This is a genomic window from Clostridium porci, from assembly GCF_009696375.1.
In the GTDB taxonomy this organism is placed as follows: Bacteria; Bacillota; Clostridia; order Lachnospirales; family Lachnospiraceae; genus Enterocloster; species Enterocloster porci.
In genome coordinates this window covers 151,711-170,059 of record NZ_VUMD01000002.1, presented here as the reverse complement: position 1 = coordinate 170,059, position 18,349 = coordinate 151,711, and the positions used below count along the sequence as shown (strand labels likewise).

General features: G+C 47.8%; 16 protein-coding genes. 2 read left to right on the top strand and 14 right to left on the bottom strand.

Going from position 1 to position 18,349, the window contains the following annotated elements; translation table 11 throughout:
* Positions 1-99: 99 nt before the first annotated feature.
* From FYJ39_RS03030 to FYJ39_RS02985, 10 genes are all read right to left on the bottom strand, one after another.
* On the bottom strand, positions 100-414 hold the full coding sequence (locus tag FYJ39_RS03030) for a DUF1540 domain-containing protein (protein ID WP_154470981.1): 315 nt from the start codon (positions 412-414) through the stop codon (positions 100-102).
* 146 nt (positions 415-560) lie between these two features.
* A complete protein-coding gene (locus FYJ39_RS03025) occupies positions 561-2,180 on the bottom strand; it encodes a hypothetical protein (RefSeq protein WP_154470980.1) in 1,620 nt (539 codons plus the stop codon).
* A 26-nt stretch (positions 2,181-2,206) separates the two neighbouring features.
* The gene (locus FYJ39_RS03020) at positions 2,207-3,613 is read right to left on the bottom strand and encodes an MATE family efflux transporter (RefSeq protein ID WP_154470979.1); all 1,407 of its coding nucleotides are present in this window, start codon (positions 3,611-3,613) and stop codon (positions 2,207-2,209) included.
* A 447-nt stretch (positions 3,614-4,060) separates the two neighbouring features.
* Positions 4,061-5,224 carry a sulfate/molybdate ABC transporter ATP-binding protein gene (locus FYJ39_RS03015; RefSeq protein ID WP_154470978.1) on the bottom strand — a complete coding sequence of 388 codons (1,164 nt, stop codon included), beginning with the start codon at positions 5,222-5,224 and terminating at the stop codon, positions 4,061-4,063.
* Positions 5,221-5,913 carry a molybdate ABC transporter permease subunit gene (gene modB / locus FYJ39_RS03010; RefSeq protein WP_154471125.1) on the bottom strand — a complete coding sequence of 231 codons (693 nt, stop codon included), beginning with the start codon at positions 5,911-5,913 and terminating at the stop codon, positions 5,221-5,223. Before modB ends, FYJ39_RS03015 begins: the two co-directional genes overlap by 4 nt.
* 142 nt (positions 5,914-6,055) lie before the next feature.
* Positions 6,056-6,922 (bottom strand): molybdate ABC transporter substrate-binding protein, encoded by an 867-nt coding sequence (modA, locus tag FYJ39_RS03005; protein ID WP_154470977.1) that lies wholly within the window; start codon positions 6,920-6,922, stop codon positions 6,056-6,058.
* Positions 6,923-7,034: 112 nt separating this feature from the next.
* Positions 7,035-8,003, bottom strand: a complete 969-nt coding sequence (locus FYJ39_RS03000; RefSeq protein WP_287847173.1) for an MOSC domain-containing protein — start codon at positions 8,001-8,003, stop codon at positions 7,035-7,037.
* A gap of 4 nt (positions 8,004-8,007) precedes the next feature.
* Positions 8,008-9,063 (bottom strand): GTP 3',8-cyclase MoaA, encoded by a 1,056-nt coding sequence (gene moaA, locus FYJ39_RS02995; RefSeq protein WP_154470976.1) that lies wholly within the window; start codon positions 9,061-9,063, stop codon positions 8,008-8,010.
* Positions 9,064-9,100: 37 nt separating this feature from the next.
* The gene (gene moaC / locus FYJ39_RS02990) at positions 9,101-9,586 is read right to left on the bottom strand and encodes a cyclic pyranopterin monophosphate synthase MoaC (protein WP_154470975.1); all 486 of its coding nucleotides are present in this window, start codon (positions 9,584-9,586) and stop codon (positions 9,101-9,103) included.
* Between the two features lie 2 nt (positions 9,587-9,588).
* The gene (locus FYJ39_RS02985; protein ID WP_154470974.1) at positions 9,589-10,647 is read right to left on the bottom strand and encodes a molybdopterin-binding protein; all 1,059 of its coding nucleotides are present in this window, start codon (positions 10,645-10,647) and stop codon (positions 9,589-9,591) included.
* A 496-nt stretch (positions 10,648-11,143) separates the two neighbouring features.
* On the opposite strand from FYJ39_RS02985, the gene FYJ39_RS02980 reads away from it, so the two are divergent.
* Positions 11,144-11,587: an Hsp20/alpha crystallin family protein gene (locus tag FYJ39_RS02980; RefSeq protein WP_154470973.1), complete on the top strand. Its 444-nt coding sequence runs from the start codon at positions 11,144-11,146 to the stop codon at positions 11,585-11,587.
* 203 nt (positions 11,588-11,790) lie between these two features.
* Here FYJ39_RS02980 and FYJ39_RS02975 read toward each other — a convergent pair whose 3' ends face one another.
* Positions 11,791-12,558, bottom strand: coding sequence for an SIR2 family NAD-dependent protein deacylase (locus FYJ39_RS02975; RefSeq protein WP_154470972.1), 768 nt, complete (start codon positions 12,556-12,558; stop codon positions 11,791-11,793).
* A 323-nt stretch (positions 12,559-12,881) separates the two neighbouring features.
* Between FYJ39_RS02975 and FYJ39_RS02970 the strand changes: the two genes are divergently transcribed.
* On the top strand, positions 12,882-14,378 hold the full coding sequence (locus FYJ39_RS02970) for a phospholipase D family protein (RefSeq protein ID WP_154470971.1): 1,497 nt from the start codon (positions 12,882-12,884) through the stop codon (positions 14,376-14,378).
* Between the two features lie 40 nt (positions 14,379-14,418).
* On the opposite strand, the gene FYJ39_RS02965 is transcribed toward FYJ39_RS02970, so the two are convergent.
* The 3 genes from FYJ39_RS02965 to FYJ39_RS02955 are packed head-to-tail and all read right to left on the bottom strand — an operon-like array spanning position 14,419 to position 18,349.
* Positions 14,419-15,810 carry an MATE family efflux transporter gene (locus FYJ39_RS02965; protein WP_154470970.1) on the bottom strand — a complete coding sequence of 464 codons (1,392 nt, stop codon included), beginning with the start codon at positions 15,808-15,810 and terminating at the stop codon, positions 14,419-14,421.
* An 8-nt stretch (positions 15,811-15,818) separates the two neighbouring features.
* Complete coding sequence (gene pepF / locus FYJ39_RS02960; protein WP_154470969.1) at positions 15,819-17,615, bottom strand: oligoendopeptidase F; 1,797 nt, start codon at positions 17,613-17,615, stop codon at positions 15,819-15,821.
* A 29-nt stretch (positions 17,616-17,644) separates the two neighbouring features.
* On the bottom strand, positions 17,645-18,349 hold the full coding sequence (locus FYJ39_RS02955) for an LrgB family protein (RefSeq protein ID WP_154470968.1): 705 nt from the start codon (positions 18,347-18,349) through the stop codon (positions 17,645-17,647).

Sequence of the window (18,349 nt, the reverse complement as noted above, 5' to 3'; positions counted from 1 at the left end):
AAACCGCCTTAACAACTCAAGCTGAATCACTGTATGTTAGAAAAGGACTCCCACAGCCGCCTTAGCCGCCGGAGAATCCTTTCCCAAATCAGATATATCCTATTGGGCCTTAAAGGTGCTGCACTTTGTTTCAGTACAGTCACAGGCCCCATTGCCGCTGATGCTGATATGCTCGGCAGCACATCGTTGATCCTCGTTGTAAACACATTTCACAGCGTCACAGGCCACTTCCAGTCTGGTCTCAGGCGTTTTGAACAGATTTGTGAAAACGCCTCCCCTGTTCTCATCAAAGCTTGCACAGCAGGTATCATCTACGTTCTTAGCCTTAGCCCCATCTACTGCAATCGCGGCCTTACAGCAGCAATTATCGGCGTTGTGCACACAGGTCTTTACACTACATTCCAGCTTCGTCATGGTTATTACCTCCTTGTTATGGTTTTCATTTTACCGGTCAGGCGTTTCGCAAGATGCGGGGAATTTACCTTCCTTTTGGCAGCCGCAGGGGCAGATTCCCCGGCCTTGGTCTGCCTGCGGGAATAAACAAGGATAGTATGTGCGGTTTACAGGTTTTGATTCATCCGCCGCAAAGCCTCGATACAGGCTCCCTCCGTTCCGTCCAGATTATAAAGCTCTCCCTGAGTCACAAAGGTGTAAACCTGTATATCATCCACATAAACTGGAGCGCCGCCGCTCACGCTGATGGAAAGGTCTCCGACGCGGCAGCCTCTAAACTGAACCTCCACTGTGCGGCTTCCTTGTACCTCCACAGTTCTGACGCGGCCTCCCAGCTTGATGGTTATCCGGCTGCTGTCCTCTGATTCTGCTTTGAACCGGACAAAGGCATTCTCACCTATGGCTCCTGTCATACGATTGCCGATGCTCTGACTTACAGATCCTCCTTCCAGAAGCAAAAGTGCCTTGCTGCCCTCCCACTCCGTCAGATAGCTGCCTCCTGAAAGCATCCACCCCTCGCTCCCAAGGGCAAACTGGGCATTAAATAATTTATTATCCCCGTAATCCCGGTAGGTCCAAATCCCATAACCCATAGTCATATTTTTTAAAATGGGAGCAAGGCCTTCCAGATACAAAGCCTTCTGGTCATCCTGAAGCTGTGCATTATGCTCATAGCCAATTGTATTATCTGTAAAAAGCAGCTGATCGATGTAAGCAGGCTTGCCTCCGCTGTACACTCTGAGACGGTTGAAGAAAACAGGCGCTTTTTCCAAAGCCTCCGCCGCACTGACACGCTCATTCTTATTTTCAAAGCCCATAGGCACACTGTACATAGCGCTGGTGTAAGCGGCGCTGCCGCAAGGGTAGGTAGAAGTATGCATAAAGCCTTCCTTAATACCGTCCTGGCGATTAACAGGATCTGCATCCAGGCGAACCTCCATGGACAACCCTGGAAATACCGTCTGGCTCATAACCAACATATCATTTAAAAACTGGTCATAAAATTCATAAAAAACCCTTCTCGCATAGGAGCTTTGATCAGGAAAATACAGCTCCTCGTAGGATCGGATGCTGTGACCGTACATCTTTGACAGCTCCTCCAGGCTATAGTTGGCCCTTGCATAGTCCGTATAGCCTGAAGCCTGAGCCAGCCTTCTTCCCTCCACAGTATTTCCAAGGTCTGCGCTGCTGTCCGTAAAATTCCAAAAATCCTCCCACGTAAGAAAGCCTCCGCAAAAATTCTCATGAGCCGAGGCCCGTTCATACAGGCGACCTACATATTCCATCCATGCCTTTTGCGCAGATACATCATACATGAGCTTCTTGTAGCGCTCCAGCACATTGTCCCTTCCTGCATAATCCCAGGTGTAGCCTACCCGCAGCATTACGCTCAAATTCTGTGCAGACGCCGCATTCATTACACGATCCAGCTTCTCCCACGCATAATCATTGTATGTGCAGGGTGAGATTCCTGGCTGAAATTCACGCCATGGCACTGCCAGAATGATATTGTTGAAGCCGTCCTCCCGGATCTGTGCAAGCTCCTCTTCCATATGTTTGCTCTCACTGTTCCAGAAGTTAATTACCCAATCATCAGAATAGTAGGTAGCTGATTTTAGATATCCGGCTTCTCCTGAGGCATGCTCCTCTGCCCGGGCAAATCCGGTGGTAAATAACACAGCGGCCGTTCCTATTGCCGCTGCGGCTATTAGCAGGCACTTTCTCATTGGTTTCTCTCCTCGTATTATAGGCTTTAGGTTTTAGGCTCCCGTTTCAGCTCAGGCCATAGGGTGAAAAGCATAGTTCCAAAGCAGGCGGCTCCTCCGATAAAGTTGGATATAGGTTCTGCCATCAGTATCCCTGTAGTTCCCAGGCCCAATACGGCAGGAAGTATTAGAATCAGCGGTATTACAATTACAACCTTCCGAAATATAGAAAAGAACACAGCCTTTTTCGATTTCCCCAGCCCCACAAACACGGACTGTCCCGCAAACTGCAAAGACATCATAAAAAACCCGAAAAAATACACCCTCATGGCAGGAACACCCGCCTCCACCAGCTCCCCCTCCCGGTTAAAGATGCGAATAAAAAATTCCGGGAAGGTATGCACCATTCCCCACACGCCAATCGTATACAGAATACAGACAAAAGACATAAATACAATAGCCTTTCTAACCCTTCCGTACTTCCCGGCTCCGTAATTGAAGCCCATCACAGGCTGGGCGCTGTTGGTAAGTCCGCTGACAGGCATGGTGATAACCTCCCTTACGGAATTGATAACAGTCATAACTCCCACGTACAGATCGCCTCCAAACCTCTGGAGCATGGCATTATACATAATCTGCACAGAACTGTTTGTGATAGCCATGGTGAAGCCTGACATCCCCAAGCCGGTAATACGCAGAATACGCCTGACATTCAGCTTCATAGAGCTGGGTCTCAGCTTTAATATGGCCCCCTTGCCCGTTAAAAATGAGAGAATCCAAACCGCAGATACAAGCTGAGACAGGATCGTGGCCAATGCGGCTCCCTTTACGCCCATATGGAATATAAAGATAAAAACAGGGTCCAGAATAAGATTTAATACAGCTCCCACCAGCACACTCAGCATTCCTACCAGGCCAAAGCCCTGTGCATTGATAAAGCTGTTCATTCCCAGTCCTATCATGACAAATGTATTACCCATAAGGTAGGTTGTTATGTAAGCGTCCGCATAATCTATGGTGGCGCTGCTGGCTCCGAAACAATAAAGCATGGGGCGCTTACATATGAGCCCCAGAACCGTAAGTAAAACGCCGGCACCTGCCAGCAGTACAAAGGAGTTGCCCATGATAGCCTCCGCCTCCTTCACATTGCCCCGTCCCCGTTCAATGGAACAAAGCGGCGCACCTCCCATTCCAAAAAGATTGGCAAAGGCAATGACCATAGAAATAATCGGAAGGCAAAGCCCAAGCCCAGTAAGGGAAAGGGTTGCATGCTCCGGCAGCATGCCGATATAAATCCGATCTACAATGTTGTAAAGAACATTGATCAGCTGAGCCAGAGTCATAGGCAAAGCCAGCTTCAAAATATTCTTTATTATACTTCCCTGGGAAAAGTCATTCTCCCTTACCTTTCCCACTCTTTCTTTCTTGATCAGCCCCCCGCTGTCCTTACCCATCTAAATCCTCCCGCACATCAATATCTTTTAGCTCGTCCCCGGATATCTCCAGCTTCCTCTTACCAGCTTCACAAGGGTTAAGGGGCTCATATAGGGCTGATCGGCCGCAGCAAACAGAGCCGCCCCCTGGCAGACGCTTGTTCCAGGAATTTCATAATAATAGGTTTATTCATTACCATTTGTTGATTCATCCGTTTGTGGTTCCCTCACAAGGTTTACTTGTGTAATCTTAGCACAAAATGAAGCTTAAGAAAAGGCGCTCCCAAAACTTTCACCTCTGGGAGACGTAAAAACAGCCCGAACTGCCAGTTCTAATCCTGGCTGTTTAGACTGTTTTTCCTCTAGTCATATGTTCAGAGGATACATTTTCACTACTTGCGGATCTCGTTCTTAATAACGCCCTAAGAATCTAAGCGAAAGATTCCCAAACCCAGAGTACGTTTCTTTTCACTCCATCTCTCCCTTTAAAAGCAGTATTGCCGATGGCTCCACTCTGAGCCACTTCGGCACTGCCCCCATGGCGTTACAGGTATGAATACCTTTTTCCGTTTTCCACCAGAGGCCATTTCCAAGAGTTACATACCACTCAAAGGGCATTTCAGAAATGTTGGGCTCCGTCACCTGAATCAGATTCGCCTTCTGATTCTCCTGCCAGATGAACTCCTCACCCTCTGGCAGCGGCTTAAAGTCATGGGCTCGGATTCCCACCGCGGTTATGTCATCCTCCACCCTTTCCTCTGTGGACAGCTCCAGGCCCTTCCAATCCAGAGCGCGGATGCAGTAAGGCCCCAGCCGTTCAATGCGGGATATATTTTTACAGCCTGTAAGCCGGGCTGCCTGGCAGGTAACTGGATTCTGAAATATTTCCCTGGTACGGCCTCCAACCAGCACTCGTCCCTTATCCAGAAGAAGAAGGGCATCACAAAGCTGGTAAGCCTCATCTCTGTCATGCGTTACCATGACCGTTACTCCTGCATAATCCCTGATTACCTTAGACAGCTCCAGACGAAGTCCCTCCCGCAGGTAGGTATCCATGGCAGAAAAGGGTTCATCCAGCAAAAGAATCTCCGGCTCATAAGCCAGTATCCTTGCCAAAGCCACCCTCTGCTGCTGTCCGCCTGATAATTGGGAAGGATACCGCTTTGCCAGGCCAGCTAGGTGGAATCGGGCAATCATCTCCTTTATTTTCAGCTTCCGGGCCTCTGCCGGCATGGGCCTATGGCTTCCGGGCCATCCTCTTGCAGCGTATCCTGCCGCTTGCAAACCGGAGCCAATATTTTGCTCTACTGTCATGTTAGGAAACAGAGCGTAGTTCTGAAAGAGATAGCCCACATGACGCCTCTGAGGCTTTTCATTAATTTTCAGGGCGGAATCGTAGAAAATGCGGCCGCCTGCCGCCTCTCCCCGGGAGTAGGAAAGGGCAATACGGCCCTTATCGGGCGTTACAATGCCTGCCACAGATTTAAGCGTCATGCTCTTGCCGCAGCCGGAGGGCCCCAAAATCCCCAGACATCCCTTTCCTGTCTCAAATTCTACATCCAGGCTGAACTCCTTTAATTTCTTTTTTATGCTTACTCCTAAGCAAGGGCTATGTTCGGAAACTTTGTTCATCTCTCACTCCTGCTCCTCCTATCTGCTCCGTTTCCTGTACGGAGCGCCGCCAGATTCATAAGAACGACGGAAATAAATGCAATCACTATTATAATTGCCACATAGCCGTAGGCTGCGTCCATATTTCCCGCAGCTACCTCTGAGTACACTGCCATAGGCAAGGTTCTTGTTTTACCTGCAATATTTCCCGCAATCATAGCCGTAGCTCCAAACTCACCCAGCCCTCTGGCAAAGGCCAGTATGCCGCCGCTTACCACACCGGGAACCGCATTGGCTATCAGCACCTTCCAGAAAATATTCCACTCACTCATTCCCAGGGTTCTGGCTGCCGCCACCAGGTTCTGATCCACCTGTTCAAACGCGCCTCTGGCAGAGCGGTACATAAGAGGAAATGACATAACTACAGCTGCAAGTACCGTAGCAGACCAGGAAAATGCAATTTTAACGCTGAAATATTCAATAAAAAACTGGCCTGCCGGACGCTTTACTCCGAATATATAAAGAAGAAAGAAGCCGGCTACCGTAGGAGGCAAAACCAAAGGCAGGGTAAGCAGGACATCCCAGAAAAGCTTGCAGATTTCGCTTTTCATGCTGATGACAGCCCAAGCCGAAAGGATTCCCAGAAAAAATGTGATAAAAATAGACAGACTGGCTGTTCTCATTGATATGAATACCGGTGACCAATCCATATACAGCGCTTTCTCCCTTCGTGTCTTTTCATTCATGGTTATCTGCCAGAATCCGCCGGGGGCCAGCCGCAGCAATCCCATGAATGTCCGATGAACCTTCCGCCTTCAAAAGAGCTGCCGGCAGAAGAGGAACATACGGTTATTACTCTCCTCTTGTAAATCCGTAGGCTTCAAATACAGCTATGGCCTCGTCTGTTTTTAAAAATTCCACAAAATTCTTTGCAGCCTCCTCATGGGCAGTATTTTTAACGACTGCCACCGGATAAATCACCTTCTTTCCAAGGCTTCCTTCAGGCGCTTCTGCAATAACCGTCACCTGATCCGCCATGCTGGCTGCGTCTGTGGCATAGACAATACCTGCGTCAGCGCTAGCTGCGGCCACCTGGTTAAGAACCTCTGTTACATTGGTTCCAAAGCTAACCCGCTCCTGAATATTATCCCAGATTCCCAGACTTGTCAGCGCTTCCTCTGCATACTGTCCTGCCGGAACACTAGCCGGATCGCCAAGGGCAATGCTTTCTGCCTTCTCAATATCCTCAAACCTTGTCATCTCAGAACCGCTTCCTGAAGGAACGATCAGAACAATCTTATTTTCCAGCAGGTTTGTAATGGTATCAGAAGCAATCATACCCTTATCGTCCAAAGCTGTCATCTGCTTAACAGCCGCTGACATAAATACATCCGCCTCCAATCCCTCCTCAATCTGAGTCTGCAGCTTACCTGAACTGTCATAGGCGCCCTTCACGGTAATGCCCGGATACCTCTCCTGAAACATTGGAATCAGCTCATCTTCATAAACATTTTTAAGACTTGCCGCCGCTGCCACCAAAAGTTGTGTCTCCTCCCCGGAAGCTTCCGCCCCGGCAGAGACTGCCTCTGCCTCTTCCAGATCCGCCTCAGCAGCTGCCTCCGTCACCGCTGCAGCAGTCTCCGTGGCAGCGCCTGCACACCCAGACAATACACCTGCTGCCGTCACGGCAGCTGCTATCAATAAAAGCTGTTTCTTCATAATACAATACTCCTTTTTATATGTATTTTTGTATCAATAGATGGCCCTTATCCTCAAAATAATAGATTTTCAAAAATCCGTTTCTGGGATAAGCCCACATCCTACATTTGCCTCACTGCCTGGCACACTCCGAAGCGCTCCCTCTTAAAATCCCAAGACCGTGCTCCAAAGTATCCATTACAAATCCCAAGCTTTCCTTCACTGCCTTAGGACTTCCCGGCAGGTTCACAATCAACGTCTTACCTCGAATCACAGACGCCCCTCTGCTAAGCATAGCCCTGTCTGTAAGCTGCAGCGATTTGTACCGGATCGCCTCAGCAATTCCAGGCGCATTGCGATCCGCCACTGCCAGAGTAGCTTCCGGCGTCTGATCCCTTAAGGAGAAACCTGTCCCTCCGCTGGTCAATATCAAATCCACCTGACGCCCGTCAGCCAGCCTTATGAGCTGAGTCTTTAACTGCTCCGGTTCATCCGGTATCAAAAGCAATTCCACCACCTCATATCCGGCCGCCTCCAGTATTTCCTTAGCCGCAGGCCCGCTCTCATCCTCTCGTTCGCCTCTGGCTCCCTTATCGCTCAACGTAATAATTGCCGCAGTAAAAGGACGATTCTCCTCCGGAACTTCAGCCCGCATCGTATCTCCCGGCCGGATTACTCCCTCCTTCACAACCTGGGCAAAAACGCCTTCTCTTGGCATAATACAATCTCCCATCCGATGGTAAATGGCGCAATGAGAATGGCACTCCTTTCCAATTTGAGTCATCACCAGCTCTGCTGTCCCTGCAAACAGCCTGGTCCCAACCGGAAGCTTTCTGAAATCCAGACCCTCTACCACTAAATTCTCACCAAAAGCCCCGTCGTCCACACCAGCTCCCTGCTCATTGAACGCCTTTACCTTATCATAGGACAACAGGCTTACCTGACGGTGCCAGCTGCCTCCATGGGCATCCCCCTCAATCCCGAAATTCACCAGAAAATGGCCTTCCTCTACGGCCTTCTTCCCAATTCCCCTTCTATCGCTGATACAGACGGCTTTCACCACGCCTGTAGGACAGACCTTCTCTGTCTGCTGTTGTGTCACCCTTTTATCCTCCTATCGAAATCATATTATTCTCTTCCGTAATCTGTTCCAGATGTTCAAAGCAATGAGCGCCTGGCTTATCCAAAATCACCTGACTCATAGCTGCCCTCAGTTTTTCCTGAAGCCTCCCATCCTCCAGTCTACTCTTTAAAGGGTAATGTCCCTCCTGGAATTGACTTTCCTGCCCGTCTCTCAGAATGCTTCTTAAATCCACTCCGTCCTCATAGCACAGGCATGCCTTTAAATATCCCTGGGAAGTAAGCCTGATCCGGTTACAGGACCCGCAGAAGCTTCCATGAACAGCGCTGATCAGCCCGATGCTCCCCATAAACCCCGGTATCTGATAATACACAGCAGGCCCTGGGCCATGCGTTCGATTATCCTTGTCCATTTTCGGATAACATCTTCTCAACTCTTCCAAAAGCTCCTGATGGTTAATGGTTTTGAAATTCTTTCCATAACCGATGGGCATCATCTCAATAAAACGCACATCTACAGGATACTCCCCGGCCAGTTCTGCCAGCTGCTGCCAGCCATCGCGCCTGTAAGGTCTGCTCCTGCCTGCAGCCATCTGCTCAAAATCCAGGGATACTGCATTAATCTTCACGGAAACAGGAAGCACAGAGGCTTTTTTAATCACGTCCAGAACCCTATCCAGATTGTCCGAGCCTGTTATGTCCCGGTACATTTCCCGATCCAACGTATCCAGACTGATGTTAATTCCATCAATCCCTGCCCTCACCAGTTCATACAGATACCGCTCCAAAAGCACTCCGTTGGTGGTGATGGTCACTCTCTCGATACCAGGAATGGCTTTTAGGCCTTCAATCAGCCGGCAGCAGTCTCTGCGCACCAGAGGCTCCCCTCCTGTAACCTTAATATAGCGAATCCCCAGACCGGCAGCACATATGGCAATAGCCTTTATCTCCTCCAGACTTAGAATCTTCCATCTTGGCACGCACTCCACTCCCTCCGGAATGCAATACCTGCACCGTAGGTTGCACCGGTCGGTGATAGAAATCCTCATGTAATCAATGGTTCTTCCGAAAGAATCCTTCATACATCCTTACACCTCATTCTCCCTCTTATCCTTTGACTCAGCTGTCGCTCCTGGGATTGACAAATTCCCCGCTTTTCCCTCCTGTTTTACGCTCCAGATAAATGCTGCCAATTTCCATCGTCTTATCCACCGCCTTGCACATATCATAAACCGTCAAAAGGGCTACGGACACACCGGTTAGAGCCTCCATTTCCACTCCGGTTTTCCCTGTGGTTCTGGCTGTACAGGCAGCCACAATCTCATTTTTTTCTTCAATTAAGGTAAATTCAATGGACAACTTCGTCAGGTTCAATATATGGCACAGCGGAATCAGCTCTGAGGTTCTCTTAGCCCCCATCATTCCGGCTATCCTGGCCACTCCCAGAACATCGCCCTTTGCCATAGCCTTCTCCTTCACCTTCTGAAAGCACTGGCTGCTCATGAAAATGCTGCCCTTTGCTACAGCCTCCCGTCTTGTATTTTCCTTATCTCCTACATCTACCATAAGAGCATTTCCCTGACTGTCAAAATGTGTAAATTCCATCGTTATACTCCTTTTCCGAAGCCGCAATTTGGAAAGGTACAGACTGGACAATCCAGGCACAGTCCTCCCTGACCCAAGGCAGCCAGCTCCTCGGACGTTATTTTATCATCTGCCATCACCCTTGGAAGCGCCAGATCAAATATGGTGCGCTTTGCATACATCACACAGCCAGGCAGACCCATAATAGCCACCGTTCGTGGGTTGTCTCTCTCTTTCGCCTGATAATAAGCCAAAAGAAACATAGCCCCCGGCAGCACCGGAGCGCCATAGGATACGATTTGAGCTCCGGTGTTTCGTATGGCAAGCGGCGTTTTGTCATCCGGATCTACACTCATTCCTCCGGTACACACTACCACATCCGCTCCTTTTTCAATCATATCCAGAATGCTGGCCGTTATCTTGGTATCGTCGTCATTCCAGATTGCATGATCCATAAGCTCCGTATCAAATTCCTTCATCTTTTCTTCGATTACAGGCGTAAAGGTATCCTGAATACGCCCGTAGTATACTTCGTTTCCTGTTGTGATAATTCCTACCTTTTTATGTACAAAGGGCTTCAAATCCAGAATCGGCAACCCCCCCGTCGCCTGCTCTGCCGCCTTTTTAGCCGCCTCCATCCTTTCTGCTTCTATGATTAGAGGGATGATTCTTGTACCTGCCAGCTTGTCCCCCTTCTTCACAGGGAAATTACCATGGCGTGTAGCTATCATCATCTGCCCGAAGCCATTTATTGCCTTCAAACCCTTATCATCCACCTTCAAAAGTCCGTCGCAGGCTGCCCTAAGCTCTATCTTTCCTTCCTTAGCCTGGGATTGCTCCATATGTCTGCCCTTGCACATAGCACAAAGGATTTCAGCTGCGTCATTCTCATGAAGCATTCCCTCCTCCCTTTCCCACACATAGAGCCGATCCTTACCGATGCTTAACAGTACTGGTATATCCTCCTTAGCAACCACATGTCCCTTGCGGAATATGGCCCCCTTTGTAACCCCTCTGACAATCTGTGTAATATCATGGCAGAGCACCGCCCCCTCTGCCTCCACCGTCTGAATCAGTTTCATTTATCCTTAACCTCCAACCGTTATTTATCACAATAACGCTGTATCCAGAATATCACTCTTTATCCTATTTGTAAACATTGTTCAAGGCCTTTCTCCTTTTTCTAAGTCAGCGGGTCTGTCTCAATAGTTGACGCATAATAAAAATCAGTGGTTTTTATTTATTAATATCGCTATATTATTGTATCAATTTTCTGTGAAAACGAAATGTCTTTGACAAAGGCTAACTAGTGCATAATGAAAACGATAATTATTTAAAATAAGGGTATTATTAATAAATGAAAAAGAAAGAATATAAATAGTGTTAGAATGGTGTCGTAACCCTTTAAAAGAGAACAGATTAGCGTAAAGCTCGCAAAATGAAGAAGAATCAGCACTTCACAATTTTTTCACAAATAATTAGCACTCACCTCTTGACAGTGCTAATAATTATGTTATAATACAAATATAACAAATAAAACAAGACAAACAGTTATATCAATGTAAGGAGGATACAACTATGATGTTAATACCCAGAAGAAACTATGGACTTAATTTATTTGATGAATTTTTTAATGATCCCTTTTTCACAGGGACCTCTGAAAAATCTGAAGACAGCAGAAAGCTTCCGGTAATGCGTACCGATATTACCGAGAGAGACGGAAACTACCTGCTGGAAATTGAACTGCCGGGCTTTAAGAAGGAAGATATCAAGGCTGAGCTAAAGGACGGTTATCTTACGATTTCCGCCGAAACTTCAGCTTCTAACGAGAATACCGACGGTCATGGCACTGTTATCCGTAAGGAACGTTACACCAGCTCCTGCAAGAGAACCTTTTTTGTAGGCGAACACACCAGGCAAGAGGATATCCGGGCCGGCTTTGAAAACGGCGTTTTAAAGCTCCAGGTTCCCAAGGATACGCCAAAAGCTGAGGAAGCTCCAAAATACATTGAAATCCAATAAGCCTGGCGCTGCTTCCCCACCCCTTTTAGCTATCGTTATGGGGATATTGCACAATAGAACTGAACTAGCAATCTAAACACAAATCAGCCCCTTTGAAACAAACGAATACGGTTCCAGTGACGTTCATAGCTACTGGAACCGTGTTTTTTGTATCTTATTTTCGTAAAGAGTTCAGCCCCTCCGGCTTCTGAACTCGCCTTTTTTTAGCTGGATGCGTTTGATTCTGCCTGTTTCTTTTCCTCATATCCCAGAAGAGGAAGCACATTCATAGGATGATCCAGAATTACCATGGTGGCTTCCTTATCTGAATAATGAGGCGCCTTGTGGATGATCACCAGGCTTCTCCCTGAAAAATACTTAATATATTGCCGAAACACCTCAGAAGCCATGGTGGTTCCCAGAAGAAGCAGAGTGTCCGACTTGGTTATCTCCTCCGTAGTTTGAGTCATATTCTGACTGTCTACCATCTCTCCGATAAGAGATATCATAGGACGCACCGGAACGTTACATTCATCACAGAGCGGTACCCGTTTCGCGTCCAGTATATATGCGAGAGAATATTTCTTCTTACATCTGGGACATTGATTCTCATAAATGGAGCCATGGAGATTGATCACACGGCGGCAGCCGCCTCTGTGGGCTTTATCATAGATATTGCTGTCAATCACGCACTGAAGTCTTCCTGCCTGCTCCATAGCAGCCAAAGCCGGACCTGTGGCTGTATCCTTTGGAGCACGGAGCAGCATTTCCTTTTTATAAAATTCAAAAAACTGTTCCGGACGGGTGTTGTAGAAAGCGCTGGAATACATTTCTTCCACGCAGTAACCATACCGGCTTTCTATATCATAGGCCTTATCCTGCTTTTTAATTCCTATAAAGCCGCCCTCTTCCATCATCCCTGATCCGCAGAGAGCCACCGTATATTTGCTGTTATCCAGTATCCTTCTCAGCTGTTCTATCTTGTGGCACATAATCATACCTCCTTTCAAAATTATCCCATCAATTCTTTTTGAAAGTTATAAATATTACTTTATTAATATTATTATACATCTATTTCCTGATAATTACTAGGATTATCCCAATACTAATCTATCTTTTTTAATTTGTCTTAAAAATTCACTTATTATTAACTTCTCCTTCTGCTTTCTTCGGTTCCCCCTGTCAAGTTTTTCATCAGTCTCAAAGAAAGCTCTTCCAATATGAAACCCTTCCCTTAACTTACGCATTGACTTTCAGTCTGATTCTTAGTATAGTAGCTTCATTATCTTTTAAAACTATGTAAAAGGAGTTTTTTATGATTAGTTCCTGGCTCAAAAAGCACCTGGCTGCCTACCTTTTGCTGGCTTTCTTTCTTTATCTCGTGGCCGGAGCAGCTGCGCCCTTCTTCCGCTCTAAATCTGTTGCCGAAGATACAAAAGAAGCTATCCAAACAGCAGATTTCTATCAGGATGAACCAAGCTGCGATCGGGCTATGCTTCTGGAAACTAACCAGAGCGCCTGGGATGAGCGTATGCGTCTCATGAGCCTGGCCAGGAAGCGGATTATTTTGTCTACCTTCGATTTCCGGGATGGGGAAAGTCCCAGGGATATTATGTCGGTGCTTCTCCATAAGGCCCAGGAGGGAGTAAAGGTACAGATTTTAGTGGACGGCTTTTCCGGGCTGGTACGCATGGAACCCAATAAGCTCTTTTACGCCCTTTCCAGCCACCCCAATGTGGAAATCAAAATTTATAACAAAATGAACCTTCTGACACCCTGGACCAGCCAGGGACGGATGCACGATAAATATGTTATTGTAGACGATTATGGATATATCCTGGGGGGACGCAACACCTTCGATTATTTTATTGGCTCCTATCCCACCAATTCCCGAAGCCATGACCGGGAGGTTTTAGTCTATAACACAGCCCACGGAACAGAAAAAGGAAAACAAAGCTCCCTCTACCAGGTGGAGTCCTATTTTAATCAGGTATGGAATCTAAAGATTACCTCCCTGTTCCACGATCGTGAAGCTCTGGCCCAACAAACTTCTATCGCAAGCTATATCAGCCTGTTGGAAGCACGCTACGAGGATCTGGCCGCCAGCTATCCAACACTTCTGTCCTGTGTTAATTGCCAGACACCAGAAGAACAGAAGCCGGAACTGAACGGCTCCAGCGCCCTGTCCTATTACCAGACGCACACTGTTCCCACCGGCAAAATTACTCTGGTCTCCAACCCCACCACCATCTATAGCAAGGAGCCCGTGGTATTCTACACCCTGACCCATCTGATGAAAAACGCAAAAAAGGATGTGACCATTCACACCCCCTACGCAGTATTTAATGATGATATGTACCGTACCATGACCGAAGTTGCAGCCAGAGTTCCAGTCACTATGATGCTCAATTCCGTAGAAAACGGCGACAACTTTTTTGCTTCCAGCGACTATCCCAGACACAAGAAGCAATTTATCCGCACCGGCATGACCATCTACGAATACGACGGAGGCCTTTCCTATCATGGAAAATCGGTCGTTATTGACGACGAGCTCTGCGCCGTGGGCTCCTACAATTTTGACCTGCGCAGCACCTACCTGGATACAGAGCTGATGCTTGTAATTCAAAGCCCTCAGCTGACAAAGGAGCTTTCCGGCTACATGGATTCCTATCAGGCTGACTGCCGCCGGCTTCTGGCAGACGGCTCCTATGAGATACCGGAGCACGTCACCGTCGCCCCCGTTCCCCTTTACAAGAGAATTGCCTGGAGCATTGTAGGCTTTGTGATGCAGCCCTTCCGCTTCCTTATCTGAATGTGTTTGTCCAAAAATCCTCCTTTTTGTATCCTCCCATTCAGATAACCTTTTTCGTCCTCCAGCTTCCTGAAAGGTATCTGGAACATGATATCACATAGTTAGCTATCCACCCCATTGGTACCGCATACCATACAGCCGCCACCCCCCATACAGGCGCAAAGTGAAAGGCCACATACACCCGAATTCCTAGGTTCACCAGGTTTGCAAGAGTAAACACCAGCACATCTCCGGCGCCTCTCAGTACTCCGTCCGCAGATGCCTTCAGTCCCATAAAAATTATAAACCAGGCCACAAAGGATAGATAGCCCGTACCTACCCTATAGGCATCGGGACTTATCTCTCCGCCCAGAAAGGCAGCTATCATAGGCCCGTTAAAGAATCCAACGGCAGCAGCCGTCAAGAGGCCAAAACCTGCCACAATCCTGTAGCTGGCCCGGTATCCAGCCTTTACCCGCTCCATCTTTCCCGCTCCCATATTCTGAGCTGTAAAGGTAGCCATAGCATTTCCTGTGGCAATCATAGGCACAATACAGATGGATTCGATTCGGCTTCCTGCAGAATAGCCTGCCAGTGCGCCTGAGCCGAAACGATTTACCACAGACTGTACTAAAAGCATTCCAATGGACACGATGGACTGCTGAAGAATCGAAGGCACCGCAATTTTAGCGCCGCCCAGCAGCATCCTCATGTCGTAAATCTGAAAACGATCTTGGGGACTTGTCTCATATCCTTTCAGCTTTCTAAGCAGAATACAAAAAGAAATCAAAGCCGGCACCCCCTGGGCCATTACGGTCGCAGCGGCTACGCCATCCACTCCCATTCCCAGCCAGGCGACAGAGAGAATATCCAAAATCACATTGAGAACCGATGAAAATATCAGCAGATACAAGGGCGTCCTGGAATCCCCCAGAGCATTAAAAACTGAGGCAAGTACATTATACATAAACAGGAAGGGGAGTCCCAGAAAATAGATTCCCAAATACAGCCGGGCTTGTCCCAGCACATTTGAGGGAGTACCCAGAGTTTTTAAAATCCAGCCATTTAGTAAAAAACCCAGGCTTCCCAGCAGGATGCTTAGGCAGAAAAAGGTTATAAGAGCGGTAGAAATGGAGGTTTTCATCCTTCCATGCTGTCTGGCTCCCAGATACTGGGAGGTCAGTACCGACGCACCGTTACCTCCCCCAATGGCTATCATAATAAACACATTGGTCAAGGCATAGGAAGCCCCTACAGCTGCCAGGGCTTCCTCCCCCACAAAATTACCCACAATCATGGAATCTGCCATATTGTAAAACTGCTGGAACAAATTACCAAGAATCATGGGAATAGCAAAAAGGAGAAGGCTTCTTCCAGGCCTTCCCTCTGTTAAATCTGCTCTTTTTTTAATCCTCTCCTCACAAGCAGGTATTCCAGCTGTGCTTTCAGTCATAAATCCCCCTATGGTCTTTGCTGCCAGCATTTCTCAAATTCATCTAAAAGCGCTCCGAAAAAGGTCAAGGCTTCCCTCACCGGCTCCGGTGAGGACATATCCACACCGCAAAGCCGCAAAAGCTCGATTGGCTTCATGGAGCATCCCCCCCTTAAAAACTTCTTATAGCCCTCCAGCGCTCCTTCCTCTCCCCTTATAATTTTACTGCTGATTGCTACAGCCGCTGAGAACCCTGTGGCATACTGATACACATAAAAAGGCGTATAGAAATGAGGTATCCGCTCCCACTCATAGTCAATCTGGTTATCCACCGTCATTTCCGGCCCAAAATACTCCTCATTCAGCTGGCGGTAGAGCTGACACAGCCGTTGAGCAGTCAGACTTTCACCCTCTGCGCCCTTTATGTGAGCCATATATTCAAACTCCGCAAACATAGTCTGCCTGAACAAAGTTCCACGAAAGCTTTCCAGGAAATGGTTCAGCAGATACGCCTTTTCCTCAGATCCCGACGGGTTCTTTAACAAATGGCGGATCAGCAGAGCCTCATTGCAGGTAGAAGCAACCTCTGCCACAAAAATCTTATATCCGGCATAGGTAAAGGGCTGATTGTGATCCGAATACCAGGAATGGAGGGAGTGCCCCATCTCATGGGCAAGAGTGAATACATCATTTAAGGTGCCATGAAAATTCAGCAGAACATAGGGATGGCTTCCGTAGGCCCCCCAGGAATAGGCTCCGCTGCGCTTTCCTTCATTTTCGTACACATCGATCCAGCGGTTGTCAAAGCCCTCCTGCAAGAGCTGCAAATATTCACTGCCTAAGGGCTCAAGTCCCTTCTTCACTATCTCCTTTGCCTCGTCAAAGGTATAATGCCGATCCACTGCCGCCACCATAGGCACATACAGATCATACATGTGAAGCTCATCTACCCCCAGAACCCGCTTTCTAATTCCTGTATATCTGTGAAGAAGGTGAAGATTTTCTCTCACAGTCTGAACCAGATTATCGTATACAGCCTCTGGAACTTCATTTTCCGCCAGGTAATACTGCCTGCTGGAAGCATATTTTTTCGCTTTGGCATAAAATACTGCCTGCTTTATATTGGCAGCAAAGGCAGCCGCCAATGTGTTGGAATACTGCTTATACACCTGGTACAGCCCCTCAAAAGCGTCCCTTCGGATTCTCCGATCCTGATTCTCCATAAGGGAACTATAGCTGCCGTGGGTAATTGGAAGCGCTTCTCCATGCTCCCCTGTAATCACCGGGAATTTTATATCCGCATTGTTAAACATGGTAAATATCTGACTGGCCCCCTGGGTCGCCTCATAGGATTGAGCCAATAGCTCCTCCATCTCTTTTGAAAGCGTATGGCTGCGTTTTGCCAGAATTTGCTCAAATACACGGTCAAAATGGCTGATTCCGTTGCCGGAGCTTCTATACTCTTCCAAAACCGCTGAATCCATTGCCAGAATTTCTGGTATAAGAAAGGAAGAACGCTCTGCCCATAGAAAGGAAAGAGACTGAGCTCTTGAAAACATATCCTGGTACTTCTGATCCGCCGTATCCTCGTCCGAACGCATCCTGGCATATACATAGAGAAGCTCTATATTTTTTGACAGCTCATCCTCCATCAAAAGACAGCAATAGAGCGTATCCGGGGATTCCTTCAGCCTTTCCTTATATTTCTCAAACCCAGATACCTTCTCCGAGGCTTCCCTAAACAGCCGCTCCCAGGTTCCATCATCAGCAACCATATCCTCCAGCCTCCAGGTGTCCTTTTCAGCTGCATCCTTTCGTTTCACCATACTTACAACTCCTTTCATCTTCGAAGCCTCTATAGCCATCCTGCCGCTATGGGCACTACAATAACAGTCATAAGGCCTGCCACTGCAATGGAAAGGCTGCTCATGGCTCCCTCTATTTCCCCCATCTCCAGCGCCTTTGCAGTTCCTACCGCATGGGCGCTGGTGCCCAGAGCCAGGCCCTTTGCCACCGGATGGCAGATATGAAAGCGCTTCATGATTGCCTCCCCCGCCATATTTCCAATCACCCCTGTGAGGATAATGCTCACAACCGTCAGTGTAACAATTCCTCCTGCCTCCTGGCTTACCCCCATACCGATTGCCGTTGTAATGGACTTGGGCAGCAACGTTACATATTGAGTATGGCTCATTCCCAGAACCCGGCACATAAGAAAAATACTTACAGCGCTGGTTCCTACCCCTGAGACAATTCCAGCAGCTACAGCAGCTTTATGCTTTTTTAGGAGATGAAGCTGCTTGTACAGAGGAATAGCCAGACAGACCGTAGCCGGCGTCAGAAGCCAGCTTAAATATCCCGCACCCTTATTATATGTCTCATAATCCATTCCTACTCCCACAATACAGCCAATAATCAATGCAGAAGCAACTAAAAGCGGGTTTAAAACTGCAAGCCCTGTTTTATTTTTCAGCCAGCAGCTAAACAGATAGGCTCCTATGCTTAAGACCAGGCCGAAATACTGTGACTGTCCAAGTATTTCTCTGATACTGTCTCTCAT